This window comes from Ruegeria sp. AF3, from assembly GCF_056536285.1.
This window is the reverse complement of record NZ_JBQFJM010000001.1, coordinates 1-24,300: the sequence shown is the minus strand read 5'-3', so window position 1 is coordinate 24,300 and position 24,300 is coordinate 1. Positions and strand designations below refer to the sequence as shown.

General features: G+C 56.9%; 16 protein-coding genes and 5 pseudogenes. 13 read left to right on the top strand and 8 right to left on the bottom strand.

Annotated elements, in window-relative coordinates; genetic code table 11:
• Nucleotides 1–249: 249 nt before the first annotated feature.
• Complete coding sequence (locus tag ACR3FC_RS00105; protein WP_480472361.1) at nucleotides 250–1,407, top strand: efflux RND transporter periplasmic adaptor subunit; 1,158 nt, start codon at nucleotides 250–252, stop codon at nucleotides 1,405–1,407.
• Nucleotides 1,408–1,410: 3 nt separating this feature from the next.
• On the top strand, nucleotides 1,411–4,548 hold the full coding sequence (locus tag ACR3FC_RS00100; protein WP_480472359.1) for an efflux RND transporter permease subunit: 3,138 nt from the start codon (nucleotides 1,411–1,413) through the stop codon (nucleotides 4,546–4,548).
• Nucleotides 4,549–4,590: 42 nt separating this feature from the next.
• Here the strand turns inward: ACR3FC_RS00100 and ACR3FC_RS00095 are convergent, their stop codons facing one another.
• The gene (locus tag ACR3FC_RS00095) at nucleotides 4,591–5,136 is read right to left on the bottom strand and encodes a DUF2087 domain-containing protein (RefSeq protein WP_480472357.1); all 546 of its coding nucleotides are present in this window, start codon (nucleotides 5,134–5,136) and stop codon (nucleotides 4,591–4,593) included.
• Nucleotides 5,137–5,331: 195 nt separating this feature from the next.
• The gene (glpD, locus tag ACR3FC_RS00090) at nucleotides 5,332–6,918 is read right to left on the bottom strand and encodes a glycerol-3-phosphate dehydrogenase (RefSeq protein ID WP_480472355.1); all 1,587 of its coding nucleotides are present in this window, start codon (nucleotides 6,916–6,918) and stop codon (nucleotides 5,332–5,334) included.
• Between the two features lie 179 nt (nucleotides 6,919–7,097).
• Here glpD and ACR3FC_RS00085 point away from each other — a divergent pair, with 179 nt between their 5' ends.
• From ACR3FC_RS00085 to ACR3FC_RS00060, 6 genes are all read left to right on the top strand, one after another.
• The gene (locus tag ACR3FC_RS00085; RefSeq protein ID WP_480472353.1) at nucleotides 7,098–7,859 is read left to right on the top strand and encodes a DeoR/GlpR family DNA-binding transcription regulator; all 762 of its coding nucleotides are present in this window, start codon (nucleotides 7,098–7,100) and stop codon (nucleotides 7,857–7,859) included.
• A 107-nt stretch (nucleotides 7,860–7,966) separates the two neighbouring features.
• Entirely contained in the window at nucleotides 7,967–8,122 is a 156-nt protein-coding gene (locus ACR3FC_RS00080; protein WP_209595994.1) for a DUF5993 family protein, read from the top strand.
• A gap of 10 nt (nucleotides 8,123–8,132) precedes the next feature.
• On the top strand, nucleotides 8,133–8,702 hold the full coding sequence (locus ACR3FC_RS00075) for a disulfide bond formation protein B (RefSeq protein ID WP_480472351.1): 570 nt from the start codon (nucleotides 8,133–8,135) through the stop codon (nucleotides 8,700–8,702).
• Nucleotides 8,703–8,737: 35 nt separating this feature from the next.
• Nucleotides 8,738–9,100, top strand: a complete 363-nt coding sequence (locus ACR3FC_RS00070; RefSeq protein ID WP_267366156.1) for a DUF3302 domain-containing protein — start codon at nucleotides 8,738–8,740, stop codon at nucleotides 9,098–9,100.
• Nucleotides 9,101–9,121: 21 nt separating this feature from the next.
• Nucleotides 9,122–10,267, top strand: a complete 1,146-nt coding sequence (locus ACR3FC_RS00065) for an HlyD family secretion protein (protein WP_267366155.1) — start codon at nucleotides 9,122–9,124, stop codon at nucleotides 10,265–10,267.
• A gap of 11 nt (nucleotides 10,268–10,278) precedes the next feature.
• On the top strand, nucleotides 10,279–11,829 hold the full coding sequence (locus ACR3FC_RS00060; RefSeq protein WP_480472349.1) for an efflux transporter outer membrane subunit: 1,551 nt from the start codon (nucleotides 10,279–10,281) through the stop codon (nucleotides 11,827–11,829).
• A 35-nt stretch (nucleotides 11,830–11,864) separates the two neighbouring features.
• Here ACR3FC_RS00060 and ACR3FC_RS00055 read toward each other — a convergent pair whose 3' ends face one another.
• The 3 genes from ACR3FC_RS00055 to ACR3FC_RS00045 form a co-directional block, all read right to left on the bottom strand.
• Nucleotides 11,865–13,118, bottom strand: a complete 1,254-nt coding sequence (locus ACR3FC_RS00055) for a phosphatidylglycerol lysyltransferase domain-containing protein (protein WP_480472347.1) — start codon at nucleotides 13,116–13,118, stop codon at nucleotides 11,865–11,867.
• A complete protein-coding gene (locus tag ACR3FC_RS00050; RefSeq protein ID WP_480472345.1) occupies nucleotides 13,040–14,245 on the bottom strand; it encodes a putative bifunctional lysylphosphatidylglycerol flippase/synthetase in 1,206 nt (401 codons plus the stop codon). The genes ACR3FC_RS00055 and ACR3FC_RS00050 overlap by 79 nt, the downstream gene beginning before the upstream one ends.
• 304 nt (nucleotides 14,246–14,549) lie before the next feature.
• Complete coding sequence (locus ACR3FC_RS00045; RefSeq protein ID WP_480472343.1) at nucleotides 14,550–14,978, bottom strand: Lrp/AsnC family transcriptional regulator; 429 nt, start codon at nucleotides 14,976–14,978, stop codon at nucleotides 14,550–14,552.
• Nucleotides 14,979–15,065: 87 nt separating this feature from the next.
• On the opposite strand from ACR3FC_RS00045, the pseudogene rocF reads away from it, so the two are divergent.
• The 3 genes and pseudogenes from rocF (at nucleotide 15,066) to ACR3FC_RS00030 (ending at nucleotide 17,954) form a co-directional block, all read left to right on the top strand.
• Nucleotides 15,066–15,985: pseudogene (gene rocF / locus ACR3FC_RS00040) on the top strand (arginase).
• Nucleotides 15,985–16,905, top strand: coding sequence for a citrulline utilization hydrolase CtlX (gene ctlX / locus ACR3FC_RS00035; protein ID WP_480472341.1), 921 nt, complete (start codon nucleotides 15,985–15,987; stop codon nucleotides 16,903–16,905). Before rocF ends, ctlX begins: the two are co-directional and overlap by 1 nt.
• 9 nt (nucleotides 16,906–16,914) lie before the next feature.
• Nucleotides 16,915–17,954 (top strand): annotated as a pseudogene (locus ACR3FC_RS00030) (ornithine cyclodeaminase).
• A gap of 139 nt (nucleotides 17,955–18,093) precedes the next feature.
• Here ACR3FC_RS00030 and ACR3FC_RS00025 read toward each other — a convergent pair.
• The 3 genes and pseudogenes from ACR3FC_RS00025 to dctP all read right to left on the bottom strand — a co-directional run bounded on the left by ACR3FC_RS00025 (nucleotide 18,094) and on the right by dctP (nucleotide 21,191).
• Nucleotides 18,094–19,494, bottom strand: a pseudogene (locus ACR3FC_RS00025) (TRAP transporter large permease).
• Nucleotides 19,495–19,497: 3 nt separating this feature from the next.
• Complete coding sequence (locus ACR3FC_RS00020) at nucleotides 19,498–20,127, bottom strand: TRAP transporter small permease subunit (RefSeq protein WP_480472339.1); 630 nt, start codon at nucleotides 20,125–20,127, stop codon at nucleotides 19,498–19,500.
• 56 nt (nucleotides 20,128–20,183) lie between these two features.
• A complete protein-coding gene (dctP, locus tag ACR3FC_RS00015; RefSeq protein WP_480472337.1) occupies nucleotides 20,184–21,191 on the bottom strand; it encodes a TRAP transporter substrate-binding protein DctP in 1,008 nt (335 codons plus the stop codon).
• A 436-nt stretch (nucleotides 21,192–21,627) separates the two neighbouring features.
• On the opposite strand from dctP, the pseudogene acs reads away from it, so the two are divergent.
• Together acs and ACR3FC_RS00005 are read left to right on the top strand one after the other, a co-directional pair.
• Nucleotides 21,628–23,587, top strand: a pseudogene (acs, locus tag ACR3FC_RS00010) (acetate--CoA ligase).
• Nucleotides 23,588–23,594: 7 nt separating this feature from the next.
• A pseudogene (locus ACR3FC_RS00005) lies at nucleotides 23,595–24,276 on the top strand (adenylate kinase).
• The last annotated feature ends 24 nt before the right edge of the window (nucleotides 24,277–24,300 follow it).

Here is a 24,300-nt window from a genome sequence, read left to right as displayed (position 1 = left end):
CCACCCAGATATTCGGAAGCTCAAACGGGGGCCGTTGGCCCCTGTTTTCGTTCGGCACCTCGGAACGGGCCGACACCTAAACCAGCTTAGTTGCACAAATTTTTGGCGTCATCGCGAACCACCTCGGGATTCATCGCGCTTGAGAAATCGTGGTAAACAAGCCATCCTGCAACCAAGTTTTGTCGACTCGCGCGATTGTGACCGCCGGGATGGGCACCAATTGTTTCTGAAATGCACGAGGCTTTCGCCATGTCCCAAGTTTTCCCTTTTCCAACTCAGGCCAGCAATCCAATTGCCACCGCATTATTGCTGATATCCCTGGGACTGGCCCAACCTGCAACTGCACAGGACGAAGGAGCGGCACCGAAAGTTACGATTGCGGCCGCCTACACCGAAGAAATCACCGACGAGGCTTCCTTCATAGGGCGCGCTCAGGCGATCAATAAGGTCGACATCGTCGCCCGCGTGAACGGTTTTCTCAACAGCCGAAATGTCGAGGATGGGGCAACGGTCAAAGAAGGCGACCTGTTGTTCACCATCGAACCGGACCTTTACGAAGCGACATTGGAGGCCCGAAAAGCTGATCTGAACCGGGCCGAGGCAAATCTTGAGTTGGCCAAGGTTGACCTGGCGCGTAAGGAAGAGCTTTACAAGCGCGACGCGACACCTGAATCCGAACGTGACATCGCGCGGGCAAACGAACTGGTCGCCGAGGCTCAGGTCAAGGCCGCAAATGCAGCGATCCAGCAGGCCGAACTGGACCTCAGCTATACACAGATCCACGCGCCTTTTGATGGGCGTATCGGCAGCATCACCACCAGTGTCGGTGATGTGGTCGGCCCGACCAACCCCCCACTGGTGAACATTGTCAGCGAGACGCCAATCTATGTGAATTTCTCGCTGAACGAAAAACTTTTCACTTCGGTTCTTCAGACCGTTGGCGCAAATTCCGCTTCTCTTGCTGACAGCCCGCAAAGCCCCAATGTGCATATTACGCTGCCAAATGGAACCAAGTTGGATGAAACAGGCAGGATCGTATTCGTTGACAATCGTATCGACCCGTTAACCGGTGCGATCACAATGCGCGCCCAGTTCGAAAATGCCGACCGTTTGATCCTGGATGGTGCATTCGTGAATGTGCAGATTGAAGCGCTGCAACCAACCCTGCAAGTTCTGGTGCCGCAAGCTGCACTGCAACGCGACCAGCGTGGTGACTTTGTTCTTGTAGTAAACGACAAACAGATGGTGGAGCAGCGATACATCACCACAGGCAACACGGAAGGTACTGCCATCATCGTTACGGAAGGCTTGCGTGAGGGCGAAAGCGTGATTGTCGAGGGCCTGCAACGGGTCCGCCCCGGCGTGGCCGTTGACGCGGTCTTCGCTTCTGAACAGCCGGGAGAATAAACGATGTTCTCAGCCCTGTTCATTAGCCGGCCAAAGCTGGCGTTTGTCATCTCGCTGGTACTGACCATCATGGGTGGCATCGGCTATCTGGTGCTGCCGGTCGCGCAGTTCCCTGACATTACCCCGCCCGTCGTCAACGTATCCACCAAATATACCGGCGCAAATGCGGAAACAGTGGAAAACACTGTTGCCGCACCGATCGAGGCGCAGGTCAACGGTGTGGACGACATGATCTACATGACGTCCAGATCGTCTGACAACGGCTCGTATTCATTGGACGTAACCTTCGAAGTTGGCACCGACCCCGATATCGCCTCGGTCAACGTGCAGAACCGGGTGGCGCAGGCAATGTCGTCGTTGCCCGCCGAAGTGACATCTTCGGGCGTTGTCACACAAAAATCGTCGACCAACATGCTGATGCTGGTCACGCTGACCTCGCCCAACGGCACCTATGACAGCGTGTTTCTTTCCAACTATGCCTCGATCAACCTGCGCGATGCGCTGGCGCGTGTGCAGGGCGTGGGCAAGGCTGATGTTCTGACCAACCTGGAATACGCCATGCGGGTCTGGATGGACCCGGACAAGATGGCAGCCCTGTCCATCACACCAGGCGATGTGATCAACGCGATCCGCGAACAGAATATCGAAGTGTCCGCAGGCTCGATTGGTGCACCGCCTGTTCCCGAAGGCCAGACCTTTCAATACACGATCAAGTCCAAAGGGCGACTGACGTCAGCCGAAGAATTTGGCAACATCGTGATCCGTACCGGAGATGCCGGCGCAATTGTCCGCGTAAGGGACATCGCCCGGGTTGAGCTTGGTGCACAGTTTTACTCGGCGTCCGGTTATTTTCAGTCCGTGCCCGCCACCGTGATCGGTATCTATCAGGCCCCCGGCGCAAACGCCCTGGCCGTTTCAGAGCGCGTGCAGGCGGAACTGGAGCGGCTGTCCCGCGCATTCCCGACGGATGTGGAGTATGATGTCCCCTTTAACACGACAGACTTTGTCGAAGCTTCTTTGAATGACGTCGTATCGACACTGATCCTGACCTTTACCCTCGTGATCTCGGTCGTTTTTGTGTTCCTGGGAAGTTGGCGCGCGACGATCATTCCGGCGGTTGCCATCCCGGTCTCACTGATCGGCACGTTTGCTTTCTTGCTGGCCTTCGGCATGTCTTTGAACACGATCTCGCTGTTTGCGCTGGTTTTGGCCATCGGCATCGTGGTCGATGACGCCATTGTCGTGGTCGAAAACGTCGAGCGCATCATCGCTGATGAGGGGCTGCCCCCAGCCGAAGCCACCCGTAAGGCTATGGGGCAGATCACCGGCCCCGTCATCGCGACCACACTGGTTCTGTTGGCGGTGTTCGTACCGGTGACCTTCATGCCGGGTATCTCCGGGCGGCTGTACTCTCAGTTCGCTGTTACGATCTCGACCGCTGTTGTAATATCATCCATCAACGCGCTGACACTGTCGCCCGCGCTGTGTGGGCTGGTCCTTAAGGCCCGCTCGGGGCCACCCAAGGGGCTGCTTGCGCTGTTCGAAAATCTCATTGGTGGCGTTCGCAATGGCTATGTCGCCATTGTTCGCAAACTGCTTGTCTTTCCGGCTATCGCGCTAGCCATCGTGGTTGGGCTCGGCATGGGAACAGGGGCAATCATGTCGAACACGTCAGCTGGGTTTATCCCGCTGGAAGACAATGGTTATCTCTTTGTTGACGTACAACTGCCTGACGCCGCGACGCTGGAACGGACCGAGGCCGTGACAAAGCGCCTCGATGACCAGATACGCGAGATCCCGGGTGTGTCCAGCACCGTTCTGATCAATGGCTTTTCATTGCTGAACGGCACAATCACCAACGGCGCTGCGATCTTCGTGAACCTCGACAACTGGGCCGAACGGCAGGAGGAGGACCTGAGCGCCAAGGCCATTCTGGCCAAGGTGCTGGCCATCGCGAATAACGAAACCGCAGCCTCGACTGTTGCCTTCAACCCGCCACCAATTCAGGGTCTTGGCATGTCTGCCGGGGTTGAGATGGAGGTGCAGCAAACCGGAGGCGGCTCGCCGCAGGATCTGGCTTCGGCTGTGGGGTCGTTTGTCTATTCGGCCAACCAGCGCCCCGAGATCGGGCAGGCCTATACGACATTCCGCGCCAACGTTCCGCAGCTGTTCGTGGATCTGGACCGCGAGAAAGCCAAAACACTGGACGTCTCGGTGGCTGAGATTTTCCAGACCATGCAGGCCCAGCTGGGGTCGTATTATGTCAACGACTTCAACCTGTTTGGTCGCGTCTATCGCGTAATGATCCAGGCGGAAGGCAGCTATCGCGACAATGTCGATGACATTGCCAGCCTCTATGTGCGCTCTCAGAAGGGCGACATGGTGCCACTGGGCACCCTGATCGACGTAGAAAACGTGTTGGGGCCGGTTCTGCTGAAACGGCATAACCTGTTCCGGTCGGCAACGGTTACGGCGGTGCCTGCACCGGGCCTTTCCAGCGGCGATGCGATCACCGCGATGACAGAGGTCTCTGCTTCAGCCCTGCCGCCGGGATACTCGTTCGAATGGACGGGGACGGCACAACAACAGTTGGCGTCAGGCAGCCTGGTGATCATTATTCTGGGGCTGGCCATCCTATTCGGTTACCTGTTTCTGGTTGGACAGTATGAAAGCTGGACTATGCCGGTCTCGATTTTGCTGTCTGTGGTCGTGGCCCTGTTCGGGGCGGTGGCCGCGGTTGCCATCGTTGGCAGTGACATCAACCTCTATACGCAGATCGGGATGATCATGCTGGTGGGCCTTGCTTCGAAGAACGGCATTCTGATCGTCGAGTTTGCAATGGAACAGCGCGCCAAGGGTCTTTCGATCAAGGACGCTGCCGTCGAGGCAGCTCATCAGCGGTTCCGCGCTGTCATGATGACCGCCCTGTCTTTCCTGCTAGGCGTCGTACCGCTGCTGGCTGCCAATGGTGCGGGTGCGGCCAGCCAAAAAGCCATCGGTGTCGCCGTGTTCGGTGGCATGTTGGCCGCGACGCTGGTTGGCGTAATCGTGGTGCCTGTCCTCTACGCTCTGATGCAAAGCATGCGCGAGTGGCTGAAAGGCAGTAAAAACGATCCCGGCCCTTCAGAAGAAGCGGCCTGATCCGATCAAAGCCCCGCCCATCAGCGGGGCTTTTTTCTGGTGTCAGTCTGATCTTTCCCGCCGCCGTTCAGAGAGTTCGCGGATCACCACCTTTGCCTCTGGTGTCGGTGCCTGCTCGACCCGGCGATAATCCGATCCATCCCGGTTCCGTGTCAGCAGCCCACATGAAATCATGGTCCGGCGCAGGGTTGCAGGGTCATCAAAACAATGTTCGGCATTGAGGCACGTGTTGACCTCACCCTCTTGCAGCACCGCGGCTGCCGGTACCGCAGACCAGAGCCCCCACAAGGACAAAGTCTGCACCAATCGTTTTGACGGCCATTGTCGAAGCCTGCCCTGTGCGTCGAACAGGTGCAATGTGCGCTCAACCGTGCGCATGTCAGCAGTCGGTTGTTTCGGGCGGGCCTCGATCCGCCTGGCAGCCGCACTGGTGGCGCGCATATGTTGCACGTTCTGAAACCCGGCGGCACGGGCGACCATATTCATCAGGGTCAGGTGCGACGGGCTGGAGTCGCCAAGTTGTTGGGACAGGGTGCGCACGAATCCGGTCAGATCATCGGTGTGCAAGGGTACAGGAGTTTTGCTCATCACAAGTCCATATCGGGCGTTTTGCGCAATCGTTGGTCGCTGACTTGACGAAACAACGCCCTGATGGTTGCGATAGTTTCACATACACTGGCAGGTTTAGCACTCTGGGTAAGAGCAGCGACGCCTCGGTGTCTGCCGACCGTGACCAACGGCTAGCACAACACGCATCACCCGCCAAGAGGACAGAAAGATGGATCAGGCCGTGCTGCTGATCCGCCGTTCGGTCATCCAACCGTCGATCCGCGCGATCTGCTCCGCACTCAGTCGCAGGCCCAGCTTGTTGCGCCTCCAGACGACATCTTCGGCGGTCCGTGCATATTCCTTGTCGATCAGCCACGCGACCTCCCGCTCGGTCAGGGTTGCGCCAAAATCCTCACCCAGATCAGACAGCTGCTGCGCATCCCCAAGGACATCTGTTGCTTCGGTTCCATAGGCCCTGATCAGGCGTGCAGCCCAGGCGGCACCCAGAAACGGATACGCGGCCAGAAGCTGATCAGTCAGGGCTTCAACAGCGTCAACCGGAAAGTCACCGCCGGGCAGCGCCACACCAGCGGTCCAGGGGCCCGGCATATTCGGAAAGAATTCACCAACCTTCTCCAGAGCACTTTCCGCAAGCCGGCGATAGGTGGTGATCTTGCCGCCAAACACGTTCAATACAGGCGCCCCACCCTGCGCATCGACTTTCAGCGTGTAATCTCGCGTTGCTGCGGTGGCACTGCTGGCACCGTCGTCATAAAGCGGCCGCACACCAGAATAGGTCCACACAACATCTTCGCGGGTCACAGCGCGTTTGAAATACTTCGATGCGAAGGCGCACAGATACTCCTGTTCGGCCTCGGTACAGACAGGTTTCGTGTCAGGGTCCGGATGATCCTGATCCGTTGTGCCGATCAGGGTAAAGTCCTGCTCATACGGAATGGCGAAAATGATGCGGCCGTCTTCGCCCTGAAAGAAATAACACTTGTCGTGGTCATACAGCCGGGGTGTCACAATATGGCTGCCCCGAACAAGCCGAACACCCTCGCGTGAGTTCACACGGATCTTGGTCTGGATGATGTCCCCGACCCAAGGGCCACCCGCATTGATCAGCATTCTGGCCCGGACAAGACGGGTTTCGCCGCTGTTGCGATCACGAAGTGATACCTGCCAAAGGTCGTCCAACCGCTCGGCCGAAATCACCTCGGTTCGCACCATGATCTGCGCACCGCGCGCCTCGGCGTCGCGGGCATTCAGAACCACCAACCGCGAGTCTTCGATCCAGCAATCAGAATATTCGTATGCCGTTTCGAACGTGTCCTGTAGCGGGACGCCTTCTGGTGCCGATCGCAAGTTCAGCGACGTGGTGCCCGGCAGAATTTTGCGACCACCCAGATTGTCATACATGAACAAACCCAACCGGATCAGCCAAGCCGGACGCCGCCCCCGCATCCACGGCATGACCGTACTGAGCAGCCGGGAGGTCGGCGTTTCCGAGTCAAACCGCATGTCCTTGTGGTAGGGCAGCACAAAGCGCATCGGCCAGCTGATATGCGGCATCGCGCGCAACAGGGTTTCACGCTCGATCAGAGCCTCACGGACCAGACGGATTTCGAAATACTCCAGATAGCGCAAACCGCCATGAAACAATTTCGTCGAGGCTGATGACGTGGCCGAGGCCAGATCATTCATCTCTGCCAAAGCAACTGACAGCCCGCGACCAGCAGCATCCCGAGCGATGCCGCAACCATTGATCCCACCACCGATAATAAAAAGGTCCGTTGTCTGAACGTCCGCTGACTGCATGCCAATGATTCCTTGTCAGGATGGATGATAGGCATTTGCCAGAACATCCTTCGTATGGTCAATGTTTATGTTCGATTTTTTTCGTTTTGCAACATGAACCTGAAATTTTCTAATACCTTCCTTGCAAAATCGGCCAAAAAGAACAAAAACGAAAGGAACACTTCAAGTTTGGAAACACCATGTCCCTATCTTTCCGCCAATCTGACATTCTGGACATTGCCGGGGCCGAAGGCCGCGTCACCGTTGACGGGTTGGCCGAAAGATTTGGTGTCACGGTCCAGACGATCCGGCGCGACCTGACCGAGTTGGCCGAGGCAGGTAAACTGGATCGGGTGCATGGCGGCGCGGTGCTTCGCTCGGGCGTGTCAAACATCGGCTATGAAGACCGCCGTGCCCTGAACGCCGACGCCAAGACCCGTATCGCACAGGCTTGCGCCACCGATATCCCCGACGGCGCATCGATCTTCATGAACATCGGAACCTCGACCGAGGCCGTGGCGCGGCAATTGCTGAACCACAAGAATCTGATGGTTGTGACCAACAACATGAATGTCGCAAACATTCTGATTGAGAACCCGGATTGTGAGGTCGTCATGGCCGGTGGCGTTCTGCGGCGCACCGACGGCGGGTTGATCGGAAATCTGACCGTATCGACCATTCGGCAATTCAAATTTGACCTTGCCGTAATCGGCTGTTCAGCTTTGGACACTGACGGAGATCTTCTGGACTTCGACTTTCAGGAGGTACAAGTCAGCCAGACCATCATTGCGCAGGCACGCCGCACATTTCTGGTTGCCGACCATTCAAAGTTTTACCGCTCGGCCCCGGCGCGCATCGCTTCTTTGGCTGAAATCGATGCGATTTACACGGATGCGCCGTTACCTGGCGATCTGCACCTGCGCGGTCAGGAATGGCAAACGGACATCGTCCTGTGTAACTAGCGGACATTAAGAATAGTCCCCAAATTACCGCGCCGCTTGCCAGATGCCACCCGGCCTGACACTATCGTTTGCATAAAGATATGTGCACGGGAGGGGAGCACCGGGCCATGATTGCGCTTTTATTTGCGTTACTTACTGCCACGATGGGGCTCAACTATTTCAACATGACGAAGGCAGGCAATGCGCTGTTCTTCCTTACGATAGCCCTGAGTATCTACTGGTTGAAATTCCACGCCACCAGTCAGCTGACAATTCAGCTTTGAGGGCCTCATCATGACACCCGAACTGTCACGTACACTAAACGCGATCGGAATGCTGGCCGTCAGTCTCGTTCTGGCGCTGGCGTTCTTCTATCAACTTGTCCTTTACGAACTGCCCTGCCCGCTTTGCCTGTTGCAGCGTGTCGGCTTTGTAGCCGTCGGCGTCGGGCTGGGCCTGAACCTGCTTTATGGCGCGCGACCGCAGCACTATGCCATCATGCTGATTGCAGCTTTGTATGGCGGCAGTGTTTCGATCCGGCAAATCCTGTTGCACATTGTGCCTGGAACCGGCCACTACGGATCGCCCGTTCTGGGGCTGCACTATTACACTTGGGCGGGCATCGCCTTTTTCCTTGTCCTGCTGGGTACTTCGTTCATGCTGCTGTTTGATCGCCAATATGACTCGGGCGCGGCCAGCGAGGTACGTTTTGGGGGAAACAAGCTGGCCAAAACCGCCTTCTTTGTCATGCTGGCACTTGCCGTACTGAACGCCGGTTCAACTCTGCTGGAATGCGGACCGGGCGTTTGTGATGACCCGCCCACGGATTACAAGTTGATTGACGAACTGAAAACGAATGATTGAGGATACCCTAACCTTCCCCTGATGGAGGCACACAAATGGGACTATTGGGCCAGCCGCTGGGCTATTATGACTATCTGACATTGGTCGCGCTGATCCTGCTGCTTGCAGCAGTTATGGCGCTGTTCCTGTTCATTATGGGCCTTCCGGGGCGGATCGCGATCAAACGTAATCATCCCCATGCCGAAGCCGTAAAGATCATGGGATGGATGGGGTTTTTGGCTGTCGTGCCTTGGGTTCACGCCTTCATGTGGGCTTTCCACGATGGCGTCACGGTCGATATTCGCCGCGGCCCGGACGAGGAAAAAGATGCCATCCGCGATGAAATCAAACGCCTGGGCGGTAGGGTCAAACCCGAATACCAGGATCGTCTGGACACAGATGACACACAACCCAGTTAAGACCGAAGGACCCTAATTCCTATGTTCGTCGCCCTCGGCATCACGCTGTTCTACATCATTTTCGTCTGGCTCATTTTTTTCAAGCTGGAATGGCTGAAGTTCAACATTGCCTGGGGCATTGTTTCGTTCTGGGTGGGTGCACACCTGCTGTTGATCTTCCTTGTGGCATTGCGCTTCTTTCAGCCGTTTTCAGCAGACAGCCACGTGGTACGTTCGACCATACAGATCATCCCCAAGCTGACACAGCCGACGATTCTGTCCGAGGTTCTTGTTGAACCGAATACACCGGTCGCAAAGGGCGATCCGCTGTATCGGTTCGATGATACGGTGTTTTCGCTGGCGGTCGATAATGCGCAGGCCCAGTTGGTGGCGGCACAGCAGAATGCCAAAATCCTTGAACAGGATGTCATTGCGTCGACCGAAGCTGTCGAACGGGCCAATGCGCAATTGGCCTATGCGCAAACCCAACAGGCGCGGTATGAGAATCTTGTTCCGGCCGGAGGCGCCCGTCAGGACGATCTGGATCGATGGAACGAACAGGTGACGGAAGATCAGGCCGCCGTCAAACAGGCTGGGGCCAACCTGACCAAGGCTCAACTGGCGCTGGAATCGCAGATTGACGGCGTGAACACGGGCATCCTTCAGGCGCAGGCGCAATTGGCCGAAGCCGAGTATTTTCTGGAAAACACAACAATCTATGCGCCTGAAAATGGCATGATCGTCTCACAGCAGGCCCGCCCCGGATTGGTAGTCGGTGACGTCCGGTTGGGTGCGATTGCCAGCTTCGTGACTGATGAAAGCCCTTATATCCTTGCCACATTCCGCCAGCAGAACCTGAAATTTGTCGAACCGGGACAAGAGGTCGAAGTCGCGCTTGATCTTTATCCCGGTGAAATCCTGACGGGCAAGGTCGAAGCGATCTGGTGGGCCACCCGTCAAGGGCAACTCATCCCGTCGGGCCGCCTGCCCGGTTTCGAGCTGCCCAAACTGCCCGGTCGGATTGCGGTTCAGATCACCGTCGATGTGCCGGAAGACCACATCTTCCCAGCGGGCGGCCATGCCGCTGTGGCAATCTATACAGGCCAGGGCAAAAGTTTTGAGTTTCTAAGGCGCATCAACATCCGCCTTTATTCCTTCGCCAACTTCATCCGACCCCTGGATATCTGAGGATGCGCGCCATGACACTCCGCAGGTTGTTGGGAACCGCCATTTGCGCCGCCACTCTCGCGGCCTGCACACCCGTTGGGCCGGATTTCGTGCGCCCCAACTCACCGGTCGTGAAACAGTGGATTGAGGTCAACAACCCCAGCGCCGGTCAAAGCGGGCTGACGTCGCGCAGTGCGCCTGTCGTGAAATGGTGGCAAACATTCAATGATCCTACCCTCAACAAACTGATTGCCGAGGCCTACGCCCAGAACCTGACACTTCAGGTCGCTGGCGCGCGGGTTTTGCAGGCCCGTGCACAACTGGGTATCGCCTTTGGCGAGCTTTACCCGCAGTCGCAGGCCATTGGCGGCTCGCTTGAACGGCGCCAGATCAGCGACAATCTGGGGCCGATTTCGGATGTCAATCGCGTCATCCCGCTGGATACCGAATTCTCGACCTCGCAAGTCGGCTTCGATGCCCAGTGGGAGTTGGACGTCTGGGGCGCGCAGCGGCGCGGCGTTCAGGCCGCGCGATCCAATCTGGCCCTGCAAGTGGCGAATTACGACGACGCGTTGGTGACGCTGACCGGGGATGTCGCCGCGCTTTACGTCAATATCCGGGCGTTGCAAGAGACGCTGGCAATTGCGCGTGAGAACATCAAATTGCAGCAGGATTCGGCAGACCTGACTCAGCTGCGGTTTAACAATGGCGTCACCACGGAACTGGACGTGCAGGAATCCACCGCCCTGCTGAACAACACTAAGGCGCTGGTACCCGAACTGGAAAGCGACTTGCAACAGACCAAGAACGCGCTTGCGGTGTTGTTGGGCACGACACCTTCACGCATGACCGGTCTGTTGGGCAATTCCGGCCACATTCCATCGGCCCGAGCAAATGTGGCAGTGGGCGTTCCCGCTGAATTGCTACGCCGCCGCCCGGATGTGCGCGCGGCTGAACTGGCGGCAGCCACGCAATCGGCACAAGTGGGCATCGCGATGGCGGACCTGTATCCCCAATTCATCCTGTCTGGCGCGATCGGGCTGCAGGCATCCGGCGGGCGCGATCTGTTCAGCGGTGGCAGCACAACCGGTCTGGCCAGTGCCGGTGTGGTCTGGAATGTGCTGAACTATGGCCGCATCAAGAACAATGTTCGCGCGCAGGACGCCGCTTATCAGGCGCTGATTGCGAATTATCAGAACACTGTGCTGACCGCTTATTCCGAAGTTGAAAGTGCCATGGTCGCTTATGCGCAGGCACGTAAGCAGGTCGGGTTCTATCAACAAAGTGTCGAGGCCTCACGCAAAGCTGCCGAAATCGCCGTCAGCCAGTATACAGACGGCATTGCCGATTATTCGCGCGTGCTGAACACCCAGACCGCGCTATTGCGGTCGCAGGCCAATCTGATCGAGGCACGGCAGCAGGTATCCAGCAATCTGGTGGCGGTTTACAAGGGCCTGGGCGGCGGATGGCAGATCCGGCAAAACCAGGAATTCCTGCCCGAAACCGTTCTGGCCGAGATGGCCTATCGCACGGACTGGGGCGATCTGCTGCAGAAAACCCCAACCCGCGCAAGCCTGAATTAAGTGCTACTTGGTTAACCCGCGCAATCCGCCCGAGATCAGGATATTGACCTCATACAGAATGGCGCGGCCAGCCCGCCGGGGCTGGCCAGATAATTCGGGCTCCATTCCGGATCGAACTTCTGCTTGAACGCGCGCAGGCCTTCAAAATGGTAGAATTGCTCGCCATGTTCGTAAACGAACCCACCGATGCGGTTCCAAAGCGAAGCAAGCTGACGGTTTTCGATCCCTGAAAACGGTGCGGCACCCAGTGAAAACCAGTGAAACCCCTGCTGCGCGCCCCAATCCATCATGTCGGCGAAAAGAGCGTCCATAAGGAAACTTGGGCTATCGGGTTCATAGCGCATAAGATCCAGCGACAGCTCCGACTTGTTCCCCCCTTGGAACAGATTGGCAAAGGCCATGATCTTGCCGGTGTTGCCATCACGCAGGATAGCATGATCGAAATAGGACAGGTATTCATCATCAAATCCCCCCAGCGCAAAGCCCTTTTCTGCACCGGCCTTTTGCGCAAGCCAGCGGTCTGAAATCCCACGCAAGTCTGACAACAGAGGCGCCAGTTCTTCCTTCGGAACAATCTCGAACACATATCCTTCGCGTTCAGCACGGTTCTTGGCTTGCCGGAACCGCTTGCGCGACTTTCCGTCCAGCGAGAAATCGTGCAAAGAAACCCGCGCAACCTCGCCAATTTTCAGGATCGACAGTCCAAGATCCAGAAAAGTTGGCAGATATTTGGTCGAGACACTGTAGAACGCGCAAAGTTTACCTTCGCGATCCGCCATTTCCCGAAGCTGCCAAATCAGTTGCTGCCCGGCACCCTCGTCACCAACCGGTTCTCCTTTCGAAATCAGCGCATTGCCTGTGTCGGCGTAGGCAATAAACGCGGTCTCATCCGGTGAGATCAGGAATTGCTTGTCACCGGTAAGCGAGATTTGGGATTCCGTATCCTCACTCTCCATCACTAGCCGCTCGACAACCTCTGGGATTTCAACCCGCTGTGGTGTCGGAATCTCACGCCCGAACAGAGAGTTCATGGCAACAATGCCCACGATCACGGCCACGACAAGGCTGGACCGCAAAAAGCGCGAGGCGTCACCGTTCCAAGCAAACTGCCACCACAGATCATTTTGGTATTCGACATGCGAATATGCAAACAGCCCGATCCAGAAAATCACCGCCAGCAGAACTACGACACTGATCAGCCATGGGATGTTCAACCGAAATATCGACGCGCCACTGACCCGGTAGAACGCACCGCGAAACATGGCCAGCAGACCAATCGTTCCCAGCATCGAAAGCGCTTCGTGGATGTCGAGCCCTTTGCAAGCGAAGCAAAGAATCCCGCCCCCATCAACACCATCGCAACGACCCATGCCCTGTAGAGCTTGCGGAACAACCCGCGCGAGACCAGCAACAGCAATACGCCTACGACGCTGCCTGCAAGATGCGAAGCCTCGACAAATGACAGGGGCAGCAGATCTTTCAGCGTGCCGAGCTTTTGCGCCCCCGCTGGCAGCGCGCCCGACACCAGCAAGATCACCCCGGCCACTGCGGCAACCCCGGCCGCGACCATTGGAACCATGGGGCGGATCACACGATAGACCCAAACCGCGGCACCGCCGATCATGTGTCTTTGGGTCAAGACCGATGCAACGGCAATGGAAAGGCTGGCGACTGCAAATGGCAAAAAAGTGTAAACCACCCGGTAAAGCAGCAACGCAGCAATCACATCCGAACGACCCGACGCCCCCAGACCGGCAATCAATGTCGCCTCAAACACGCCGATCCCGCCCGGCGCATGGCTCAGGATTCCAACGGCAATGGCAGCGATATAGATGGTGAAGAAATACGGGTACCCGACCCCCAAATCATCCGGCATCAGTACGTAAAGCGCCATGGATGCGCCAAACAGGTCGCCGATGGCAGCCAACGTCAGCAGGCCCGCCAGTTTGCCTCCGGGCAAATCGAAACCGACACCTGCAACAGCCAACCGTCGGCCACCGCTGGACAGCCAAATGAACATCGCGACAAATGCAACCAGCAAGCACAATCCTATGGTGGTTTCGACCGTTTCGCTGACGGGCATCACCTTGGATATTCCATCCGGGTGCAGGGTCAGCAACAGGCCCAGAATCAGGATCAGACCCATCCAGAACGCCACCCATGAGGTTGCGATTACACCAGCCACCCGGCCAAGATCCAAGCCAAGCGACGCGTATATCCGATACCGGATTGCGGTTCCGGTGATGTAGGAAAATCCAAGGCAGTTCGACACCGCGTATCCACTGGCTCCGGCCATCCCCGCCACAGGTAACGGCACCTTGCCATCCGCCACGCTTTGTACCGCGAACACATCATAGAGCGACAGCGACAAAAAGCTGAACGCTGTCCAGCACATCGCAAAAACATCAACTTCCATGATGTCGCCGAAATATCTGTCTGGACATCCGACCATTTCACATGGGCCGACAGATCGTGCAAAACCGAAAGGGCAATCCCGGTAATAACGACCGGTATCGCGATGCGCAGCCAGGGTTTCTCCAGTAGACCAGCAAGACGTTCGGCCCACTTTTCGGCCAAAGGTTCGTCACCATTATCAGATGTGGTCATGCCGCAAGCCTTCCGGAAATACTGAACCCTTAATCAGCAAGCAGCCTACCTAAGGGTAAGCCGCACCCTGTCTACTCACGAACTCTGGCACAATTCGCATTTATCTCAAAGCACTAGAGCCGCCCCTTGCGCGTTGACAGCAGCAGGTTCGTTTCCGAACGTGTAACGCCGTCGATCCTGCGAATATGAAACAGAACCTCGTCCAGCTCGGCCAGAGTTTCCGTACTGATTTCGGCAATCAAATCCCAACTGCCGTTGGTCGAATGGACCGCCGTGACCTGCCGCATGGCCCCGATCCGGGACATCACGCGCTCGGTACCGCGCCCCTCGATTTCTAGCATCATCAGCCCACGCACAGGGCTTTGTGCCAGATCCCGACGCGTCAACACAGTAAAACCGACGATCTCACCAGATTGCTTGAGCCGTTGCAAACGGCTGCGCACCGTAGTGCGGGTTACGCCCAGCGTTTCCGACAACTCTGACAGGCTGGCGCGCGCGTCACGCTGCAATGCGCCCAGCAGACGACTATCCAATTCGTCCATATCACTTTCTCATTAAGGAGTTTCCTGAACCATTTTGAGCAATTTGCGCTCTTCACGCAAGACACAGTGACGGCCTAAATGGACCACATGGAACGCAATAACATCATTTTAGTCGGCGCGCCGATGGACGCCGGAAAACGGCGTCAGGGTTGCCGAATGGGTCCTGACGCATATCGCGTGGCCGGGCTGGATCAGGCTTTGACAGATCTTGGTCACTCCGTTTGCGATTGGGGCGACGTGCAACCTGAAGAAACCGGCTTGCCCGAACATCCGCACCTGTTCGCGCTGCCCGAATGCATCGGTTGGACGCAAGCGCTGAGCAAGGTCGCGCTGAAAGCGGCTGATCGGGGCATTCCGATCTTCATGGGCGGCGATCACGCGTTGTCCATGGGAACCGTGACCGGGATGGCCGCTTATGCTGCAAAGATTGACCGCCCACTGTTCGTTCTGTGGCTGGATGCCCATAGTGACTTTCACACCCCGACAGCACAGACAGCGGCAACCTGCATGGCACACCCGTCGCCTATTTCACAGGAAGGCCGGGGTTCGAGGCATTTCCTTCCTTACCTGCCATCGTGCCAACGGACCGCGTCGGCATGATCGGCCTACGCTCTGTCGACCCGGCAGAACGTTCGGCGCTGGAACAAAACCGGGCCATGCTGGCCGACATGCGCAGCATTGACGAACATGGGATCAAGGCCCCGTTGCTGGCGTTTCTGGACCGTGTCAAAGTTGAAAACGCCCTTCTCCACGTTTCGTTGGATGTTGATTTCCTGGACCCGGCCATCGCCCCTGCCGTCGGCACCACTGTTCCTGGCGGTGCGACCGAGCGCGAGGCTCATCTGGTCATGGAACTGCTGCATGAAAGCGGACTGGTCAGTTCGCTGGATCTTGTCGAACTGAACCCGTTTCTGGATGAACGTGGCCGCACTGCAAAACTGATGGTCGATCTGGCCGCCTCACTTATGGGCCGTCGCGTCTTTGACCGCCCCACCCGGAGTTTCTGATGCTATCGCTACAAGCACCGTCTGCAGCAGTAATGATCCGGCCACATGCCTTTGCCTCCAACCCGGAAACACGCGATGACAATGCGTTTCAAACGCTGAGTATCACGTCGGCCGCAGCCACGTCGGAAGCTGCGAGAGATGAACATGACCAGGCAGTTCAACGCCTGCGCGACACAGGAATCACTGTTCACGTTTTTGATGATTTTGGCGATCTCGACACACCCGACAGCGTTTTCCCAAACAATTGGTTTTCCACACATCCTGGTGGTCACATAGCAGTTTACCCGATGTTCGTGCCGTCTCGCCGACGCGAGCGGCGAACCGATGTCATCGAACTGCTCAAACATGAGTATCGCGTGCAGGATGTCATAGACTATTCCGGGCTGGAACAAGACAACCTTGCGCTGGAAGGGACAGGTGCGATGGTGTTGGACCACATTGCCCGCATCGCGTATACAGTCACGTCCAATCGCGCCGACCCGGTCTTGCTGGAGCGGTTCTGCACTCATTTCAACTATGAACCAATTGCCTTTCAGGCCCGCGACGCAAAAGGCAGGGACGTTTATCATACCAACGTATTGATGGGGATCGGCACTCATTACGCGTTAATCTGCCTCGACATGATATCGGACCCCGACCGTCGCTTGACCATTCGCAATCGGTTAGAGGAATCCGGTCGAACCGTGATTGATCTGACTCATGACCAAATCGCCGAATTTGCGGGGAATGCAATTGAGTTGAAGGGACGCGATGGATTGGTGCTGGCATTGTCGAGCCGAGCGTTAGGCGCCCTCACCCCTGATCAAATCAAAATAATCCAAGCCAGTGCAACGCCTTTGCCACTGTCCGTCCCAACAATCGAAACTGCTGGTGGGTCAGTACGCTGCATGATTGCAGGCGTCCACCTTGCCCGCCGATAGGAGAGTACGATGCAACCTTCTGACAAGGCACTCGTGCCTTTTGTGTCCGTCGACAACATGATGCGTTTGATCCACCACATTGGCGTCGAACAGATGATCGTTCAGATCGCCGATCAAATCGAATCCGATTTCAAACGGTGGGAAAGCTTTGACAAGACCCGCGTATCCCGGCGCATTCTCCGCACGGTGTGATTGAACTGATGCCCACCTCGGATGGTGAGGCATATGGGTTCAAATACGTGAACGGTCATCCCAAAAACACCTCCGAGGGTCTGCAAACTGTGACCGCATTCGGATTGCTGGCGGATGTTTACACCGGATATCCCACTCTGCTGACCGAAATGACGATGCTGACGGCGTTGCGCACGGCGGCAACGTCGGCTCTGGTCGGACGCTATCTTGCCCCGAAGAATGCCACAACCATGGCCATGATCGGCAATGGGGCGCAGTCCGAGTTCCAATGCCTCGCTTTCAAGGCAATGTGCGGGATCGACACTGTGCGGCTTTACGATACCGATCCCGGTGCAACAGCGAAATGCGCCGCAAACCTACAAGGCAAGGGCCTGACGGTCGTCCCATGCAAGACGCCGGAAGATGCTATTGAAGGCGCTCAGATCATCACCACCTGCACGGCAGACAAGAAAAACGCCACCATCCTCACCGACAACATGGTCGGTCCCGGCGTCCACATCAACGCCATCGGTGGCGATTGCCCCGGCAAGACAGAATTGCATCGCGACATCTTGCTGCGCTCAGACATTTTCGTCGAATATCCCGAGCAAACCCGGATCGAGGGCGAGATTCAGGCGCTGGATGCTGATCATCCCGTGACCGAGATGTGGCAGGTCATGACCGGTGCTGCCAAAGGGCGCACAGACAACCGCCAAATCACCCTGTTCGACAGCGTTGGCTTCGCGATTGAAGATTTCTCAGCCCTGCGTTATGTCAAGCAGGCGATCGAAAGCACCGCATTCTTTGAACCTCTGGACATGCTGGCAGACCCGGACGATCCGCGCGACCTGTTCGGAATGCTGATGCGGGCCGGTTAGGCGCACCTAAGGGGGCTCTGCCCCCGTCGCCCGTGCCGGGCGCCTCCCCCGGGATATTTATTAGCCAGATGAAGCAGGGGATCCGTTCTTCATCTGGCTTTAAATATCCCGGAGCGCGAGGCAGAGCCTCGCATCCCACCTAACCCGCAAGCGATGGCAGGTAGAGTACAATACCAGGGAACGCCACAAGCATTGCTATGGTCAGGGCGTCGGCCACGAAAAACGGCGTCACACCTCTGAAGACATCCTGAACACTCAAATCCGGACGCACCCCGGCGACGACAAAGCAATTCAATCCAATTGGCGGTGTAATCAGGCAGAATTCGGCCATTTTGACTACCAGAATTCCGAACCAGATCGCGCACATCGGCCCAGACATGCCAAACGCACTGTCTGCAGCACTGACCATTTCGCCGCCGTTCAGCGCCATGACCGCCGGATAAACAACAGGTAAGGTCAAAGCAGCATTCCAATCGCATCCATGAACATGCCCAACACGGCATAAGCCAGCAGAATGCAGATCAAGATCATCATGGGCGACATCTCGAGCCCGGTTATCCAGTCAGAAAAGGCGCCGGGAAGGTCTGCAAATCCTAGAAACCGCACATAGATCAGAACGCCCCAGATGATCGAAAAGATCATCGCGGTAAGCTTGGCCGTTTCCAGCAGCGCGGATTTGAATTCACTCCACCGCATCCCGTGGAACAAGGCGAAGCAGAAGACAATGAAGGCGCCGATTGCGCCGCCTTCCGTCGGTGTGCCCCACGCTTTTTCACCAAACGGGTTATAGACAAAGCAGATGATGATCAGGATGACGGCGACAATAGGAATGGCTCCGGGAAGGGCCGAAAAGCGCTGTTTCCATGTAAAGCCTGTGACCGGGGGACCGACGGATTTAAAGATCACGGCGATCCCGACAATCAGCACGGCATAGATGATCGCTGAAAAAGCACCCGGAATGAACCCCGCCAGAAGTAGCTTCCCGACATCCTGCTCGACGATGATCGCGTAGATCACCAGTATGGCCGATGGTGGGATCAACGAGGCCAGCGTTCCTCCGGCGGCCACCACACCAGCAGCAAAGCGTTTGTTGTAGCCGACCTTTAGCATTTCCGGGATCGCGATGCGGGCAAAGACGGCAGAGGTGGCGACCGAGGCACCCGAAACCGCGGCGAAACCGGCGGTGGCAAAACAGTTGAAACCGCCAACCCTCCAGGAACCCAGGCGACCCAGCGTTTGGCAGCTTCAAACAACGCCCGCGTGAGCCCTGCGTAATAGGCCAGATACCCGATCAGGATAAAGGTCGGGATCAGGCTGAGGGTGTGAGAGGCAACTTTGGAATGCGGCACTTGCCCGGCGGTTTTGACCGCAACTGTCAGCGCTTTTCCAAACCGCGCAGGATCATACCCAAACTTGGCCCAAAAATCCAAACCAGCCCGATAAGCCCGGCCAAGCCCGCAGCGAACGCCACGCGCATGCCGACCACGACAAAGACCAGAAGCCCGCCCGTGACCCAGAGGCCAATTTCAATCGTGTCCATAAATCAGTCCTGCCCTTCGAACTGTTCGGCCTCAGCCGCTGCTTGTGCTGCCGCGTCCTGTATCAACGGAACGGCCACCGGAGCTTCCAGTCCCAGCCATAATGCGCGGCCATAGCCCCAAGCCTGCAAAGCAAGCCGCAGGCACAGTACGGAAAACGCGATGGGGGCCAGTAGTTTCGCCGGCCACAATGGAATTCCGATATCAATGGAACTGTCGCGGCTCCACAATGGTGCGCCCAAGTCAAAGGAGCGGTCGAAGTGAGACCAACTGCCCCAAACCAGTGCAAGCATCAGAAGCAGGATCAAAACCACCGAGACCAGTTCGAACAGCCACAACCCCCTGCCGTGAAGGCGCGATAGAACGATGTCCATGCGGATGTGGCCGCCATCGCGCTGAACATATGAAATGCCCAGAAATGCGATCAGTGGCATCGCCTGTTCGATCCAGTCAACATATCCTGGCAATGGGGCATTCAGGGCATTGCGCCCACTGACCGAAATAACGGCGAGCACCATCAAGCCAAATACTGCGAAACCGCTGATGAGCGCCAGAAAACGCTCCAGTTTCAACAACTTCTGATCCAGCTGGCTCAGACGGCTTCCGTCCACCAGCACTGTGGCCTGTCCTGCCATTCCGGTGTTCCCCAATATTAGTGTACCGGGTGCCCGTTGGGCACCCGGGTTCAGGATCAGTTGCCGCCGCGCTGTTGGGTCAGCGTCGCCTGAACGAGATCATAAAGATCCTGCGCTGGCAGTCCCTGTTCCGTCATTTCCGCGATCCACTTCTCACGGATCGGGTCGGCTGCCTTGGTGCGGAATTCTGCGATCACGGCATCATCGATCATGACTTTCTGGACACCCTTTTCTTGCAGAACACTGTCCCATTGCTCGAGCAATCCGTCGTAATTTGTCAGGTAATGGTCAATCGCCTCATCAATCGAGCTGTCCAGCGCCTCGCGATGCGCGGCTGGCAGGGCCTCATAGGCGTCAATGTTGACCACGACTGGGCAGTTTACCGTTCCTGGGTTCAGGTTTGCCGTCCACCAGTCGGCTTCGTTGATCGTCCCGAAAGACAGATGTGCGTGCTGGGCAAAGGCTACAGTGTCGACGACACCTGATTCCATGGCATTGAACGCTTCGGTTGCAGGGACCGATGTCGGAACACCTCCGACCGCCTCAAAGGCTTGCCCCAAACCACCAGTTGCACGGACCCGCATTCCGTCAAAATCAGACAGTTCATCGCGTGGCTCGCCGGTACCGACCAGGTTATACTGCGGCATCGGTGAGGTCATGATGATGCGGGCGTTCCATTGGGCCATCTCATCTTTGACTGCGGGATGATCATAAACCGCATGGCTGACCGCCACCTCCTCCTTCAGGTTGTTTACGCCAAGGAAGGGCAGCTCCAGAACAGTGATCGCGCGGTTTTTGTCGCGGTGGTAGCCTGCACAGAACTGAGCCATCTCGAAGGCGCCGATTTCAATACCGTCCAAGTTCTCGCGCGGCTTGGATAGTCCGCCATAGCTGACATTGATGGTGAATTCACCGCCGGTTTTTTCGCTGACAAGCTCGGCCAGTTTTTCAACATGCTCGGTGAAGGCACGACGTTTGCCCCAGACTGATGCGTTCCATTCAGTTGCAAAGGCTTCACCGACAAAAGCAAAGCTCAGGGCGGCGACGGCCGCGCCGCTCAACATCTTTTCATCATTTGATCTCCCATTGCTGCGCCTCCTCCCGAGGCGCTTGAGGATCAAGCTAGCGCCAACATTCTACTGTGCCAACCCTGCCTTGGCTTTCCGCTGGTATCAGAAGAAGTTCCCGCTTGGATTGCGCATGCAGGAAAACCAGGTGTTCGTGGACTGACCCCCGCTTGTGTCAAGCAATGCAAGCAGGACATGTGTTACACCTATCCATTTACTTTAAAGAGATTTTTACGAAATTTACGCGTTTTCTTTACTAGAGGTGGCCGTAGTTAGAAATTTCTTTACAAATAAATTCAGGGATTCCGGCAATTTATTTATTTATTTTCAGAACTCGGTAATATTCGACCTTGGGGAGGAACGGGATCGACATTGCCAGACCAAGTGGCAAAAATGTCCCAACGTAATCCAGTCCAGAGGAGGAGCCTCAAAAATGACCACCGCTGCCCAGGCAGATGCCAAGACCTATCCGCCATCCGCAGAAACCGTCGCCCGTGCGCATGTTGATGCCGAAAAATATGCCGGCATGTACGCCGCTTCGATCAGTGACCCCGACGCATTCTGGGGCGAGCAAGGCAAGCGCGTTGACTGGATCAAACCCTTCACCCAGGTCAAAGACGTTAACTACGATTTCGGTTCGGTTAAAATAAACTGGTATGCCGATGGCACCTTGAATGTCTCGGCCAACTGTTTGGATCGCCACCTGAAAACCCGCGGTGATCAAACGGCAATCATCTGGGAACCGGACGATCCAAATGATCCGGCTCAGCATATCTCTTACGCAGAACTGCACCGCCGCACCTGCCGCATGGCCAACATCCTTGAATCTATGGGTGTGCGCAAAGGCGACCGCGTCGTCATTTATCTGCCTATGATCCCCGAGGCCGCTTATGCCATGCTGGCCTGCGCGCGGATCGGCGCAATTCACTCTATTGTTTTTGCAGGCTTCTCGCCGGACGCTCTGGCAGCCCGGATCAACGGCTGTGACGCCAAGGTTGTCATCACCGCGGACGAGGCTCCGCGCGGTGGTCGTAAGACGCCGCTGAAATCAATGCTGACGCGGCACTGCTACACTGCAAGGATACGGTCAAGTGCCTTGTCGTCAAACGCACCGGTGGCCAGACCACCTGGATTGACGGTCGTGACTTTGACTACAACGAAATGGCCCTTGAGGCGGACGACTACTGCGCACCAGCCGAAATGAGCGCCGAAGATCCGCTGTTCATCCTCTACACCTCCGGCTCGACAGGTCAGCCAAAAGGCGTTGTTCACACAACCGGCGGCTATCTTGTTTACGCCGCAATGACGCATGAGATCACCTTCGATTACCACGAAGGCGACGTTTACTGGTGTACGGCAGATGTGGGCTGGGTCACCGGCCACAGCTATATCGTCTATGGCCCCCTGGCCAATGGTGCGACAACGCTGATGTTCGAAGGCGTTCCAACCTTCCCCGACGCGTCGCGTTTCTGGCAGGTCTGCGAAAAACACAAGGTGAACCAGTTTTACACCGCGCCCACAGCGATCCGCGCCCTGATGGGTCAGGGCAAAGAGTTTGTCGAGAAATGCGACCTCAGCGATCTGCGCACTCTGGGAACCGTGGGTGAACCGATCAACCCCGAAGCCTGGAATTGGTACAACGAAGTCGTCGGCAAGGGCAAATGTCCCATCGTGGATACATGGTGGCAAACTGAAACCGGCGGTCACCTGATGACCCCCCCGGCGCCCATGCAATGAAGCCCGGATCGGCAATGAAACCGTTCTTTGGCATCGAACCGGTGGTGTTGGACCCGCAGTCCGGCGTCGAGATCGAAGGTAATGGTGTCGAGGGTGTGCTCTGCATCAAAGACAGCTGGCCCGGCCAGATGCGCACTGTCTGGGGCGATCATGAGCGGTTCGAAAAGACCTATTTTTCGGATTACAAAGGCTACTACTTCACTGGTGATGGCTGTCGTCGCGATGAAGATGGCGACTACTGGATCACCGGCCGCGTGGACGATGTGATCAACGTGTCTGGCCACCGCATGGGAACGGCCGAGGTGGAAAGCGCTCTAGTTGCACACGCCGCCGTAGCAGAAGCTGCGGTTGTTGGGTATCCCCATGAAATCAAGGGGCAAGGCATCTATTGCTATGTCACTTTGATGAATGACCGTGAACCAAGCGAAGAGCTCCGTAAGGAGTTGCGCACCTGGGTCCGGACCGAAATCGGACCGATTGCCAGCCCCGATGTGATCCAATGGGCCCCGGGCCTGCCCAAAACACGTTCCGGTAAGATCATGCGCCGCATCCTGCGCAAGATCGCCGAAAATGATTTTGGTTCGCTGGGTGACACCTCGACACTGGCCGATCCGTCGGTGGTCGAAGACCTGATCGAAAACCGCGCAAGCAAGTGAGGATGTGATGGACGCCGCCACGATCACCACTCCCGCAGTACTCATCCTTCTCGGCCCTCCGGGCGCCGGGAAGGGCACGCAGGCCCGGATGCTGGAAGAGAAATTCGGGCTTGTTCAACTCAGCACGGGTGACCTGCTGCGCGAAGCCGTTGCAGCAGGCACGGACGCAGGCAAAGCCGCCAAAGCCGTGATGGAAGCCGGTGATCTGGTCAGTGACGAGATCGTCATTGCGATCCTGCGCGACCGTATGGCGCAATCAGATTGCGCCAAGGGCGTCATTCTGGATGGGTTCCCCCGCACAACGGTTCAGGCAGAGGCGCTGGATGGTCTGCTGGCGTCCAATGACCAGAAGATCAACGCAGCAATCAGCCTGGAAGTGGAAGATGCCGAAATGGTGATCCGCATTTCGGGCCGCTACACCTGCGCGGGCTGCGGCGAAGGGTACCACGACCAGTTCAAGAAGCCAGCCGAAGACGGAAAGTGCGACAAGTGCGGCAGCACCGAATTCAAGCGCCGCGCGGATGACAACGCTGAAACCGTGGCTTCGCGCCTAGCGGCTTATCATGCACAGACCCGCGCTGATCACCTATTACGACGGTCACGGTGTTCTGAAACGCATCAATGCCATGGGCAGAATCGAAGATATCGCTGGCGATCTCGAAGGGATCGTGAGCGACACCATGAGTTAAGGGAGGAGATAAGCCACAAGGCTT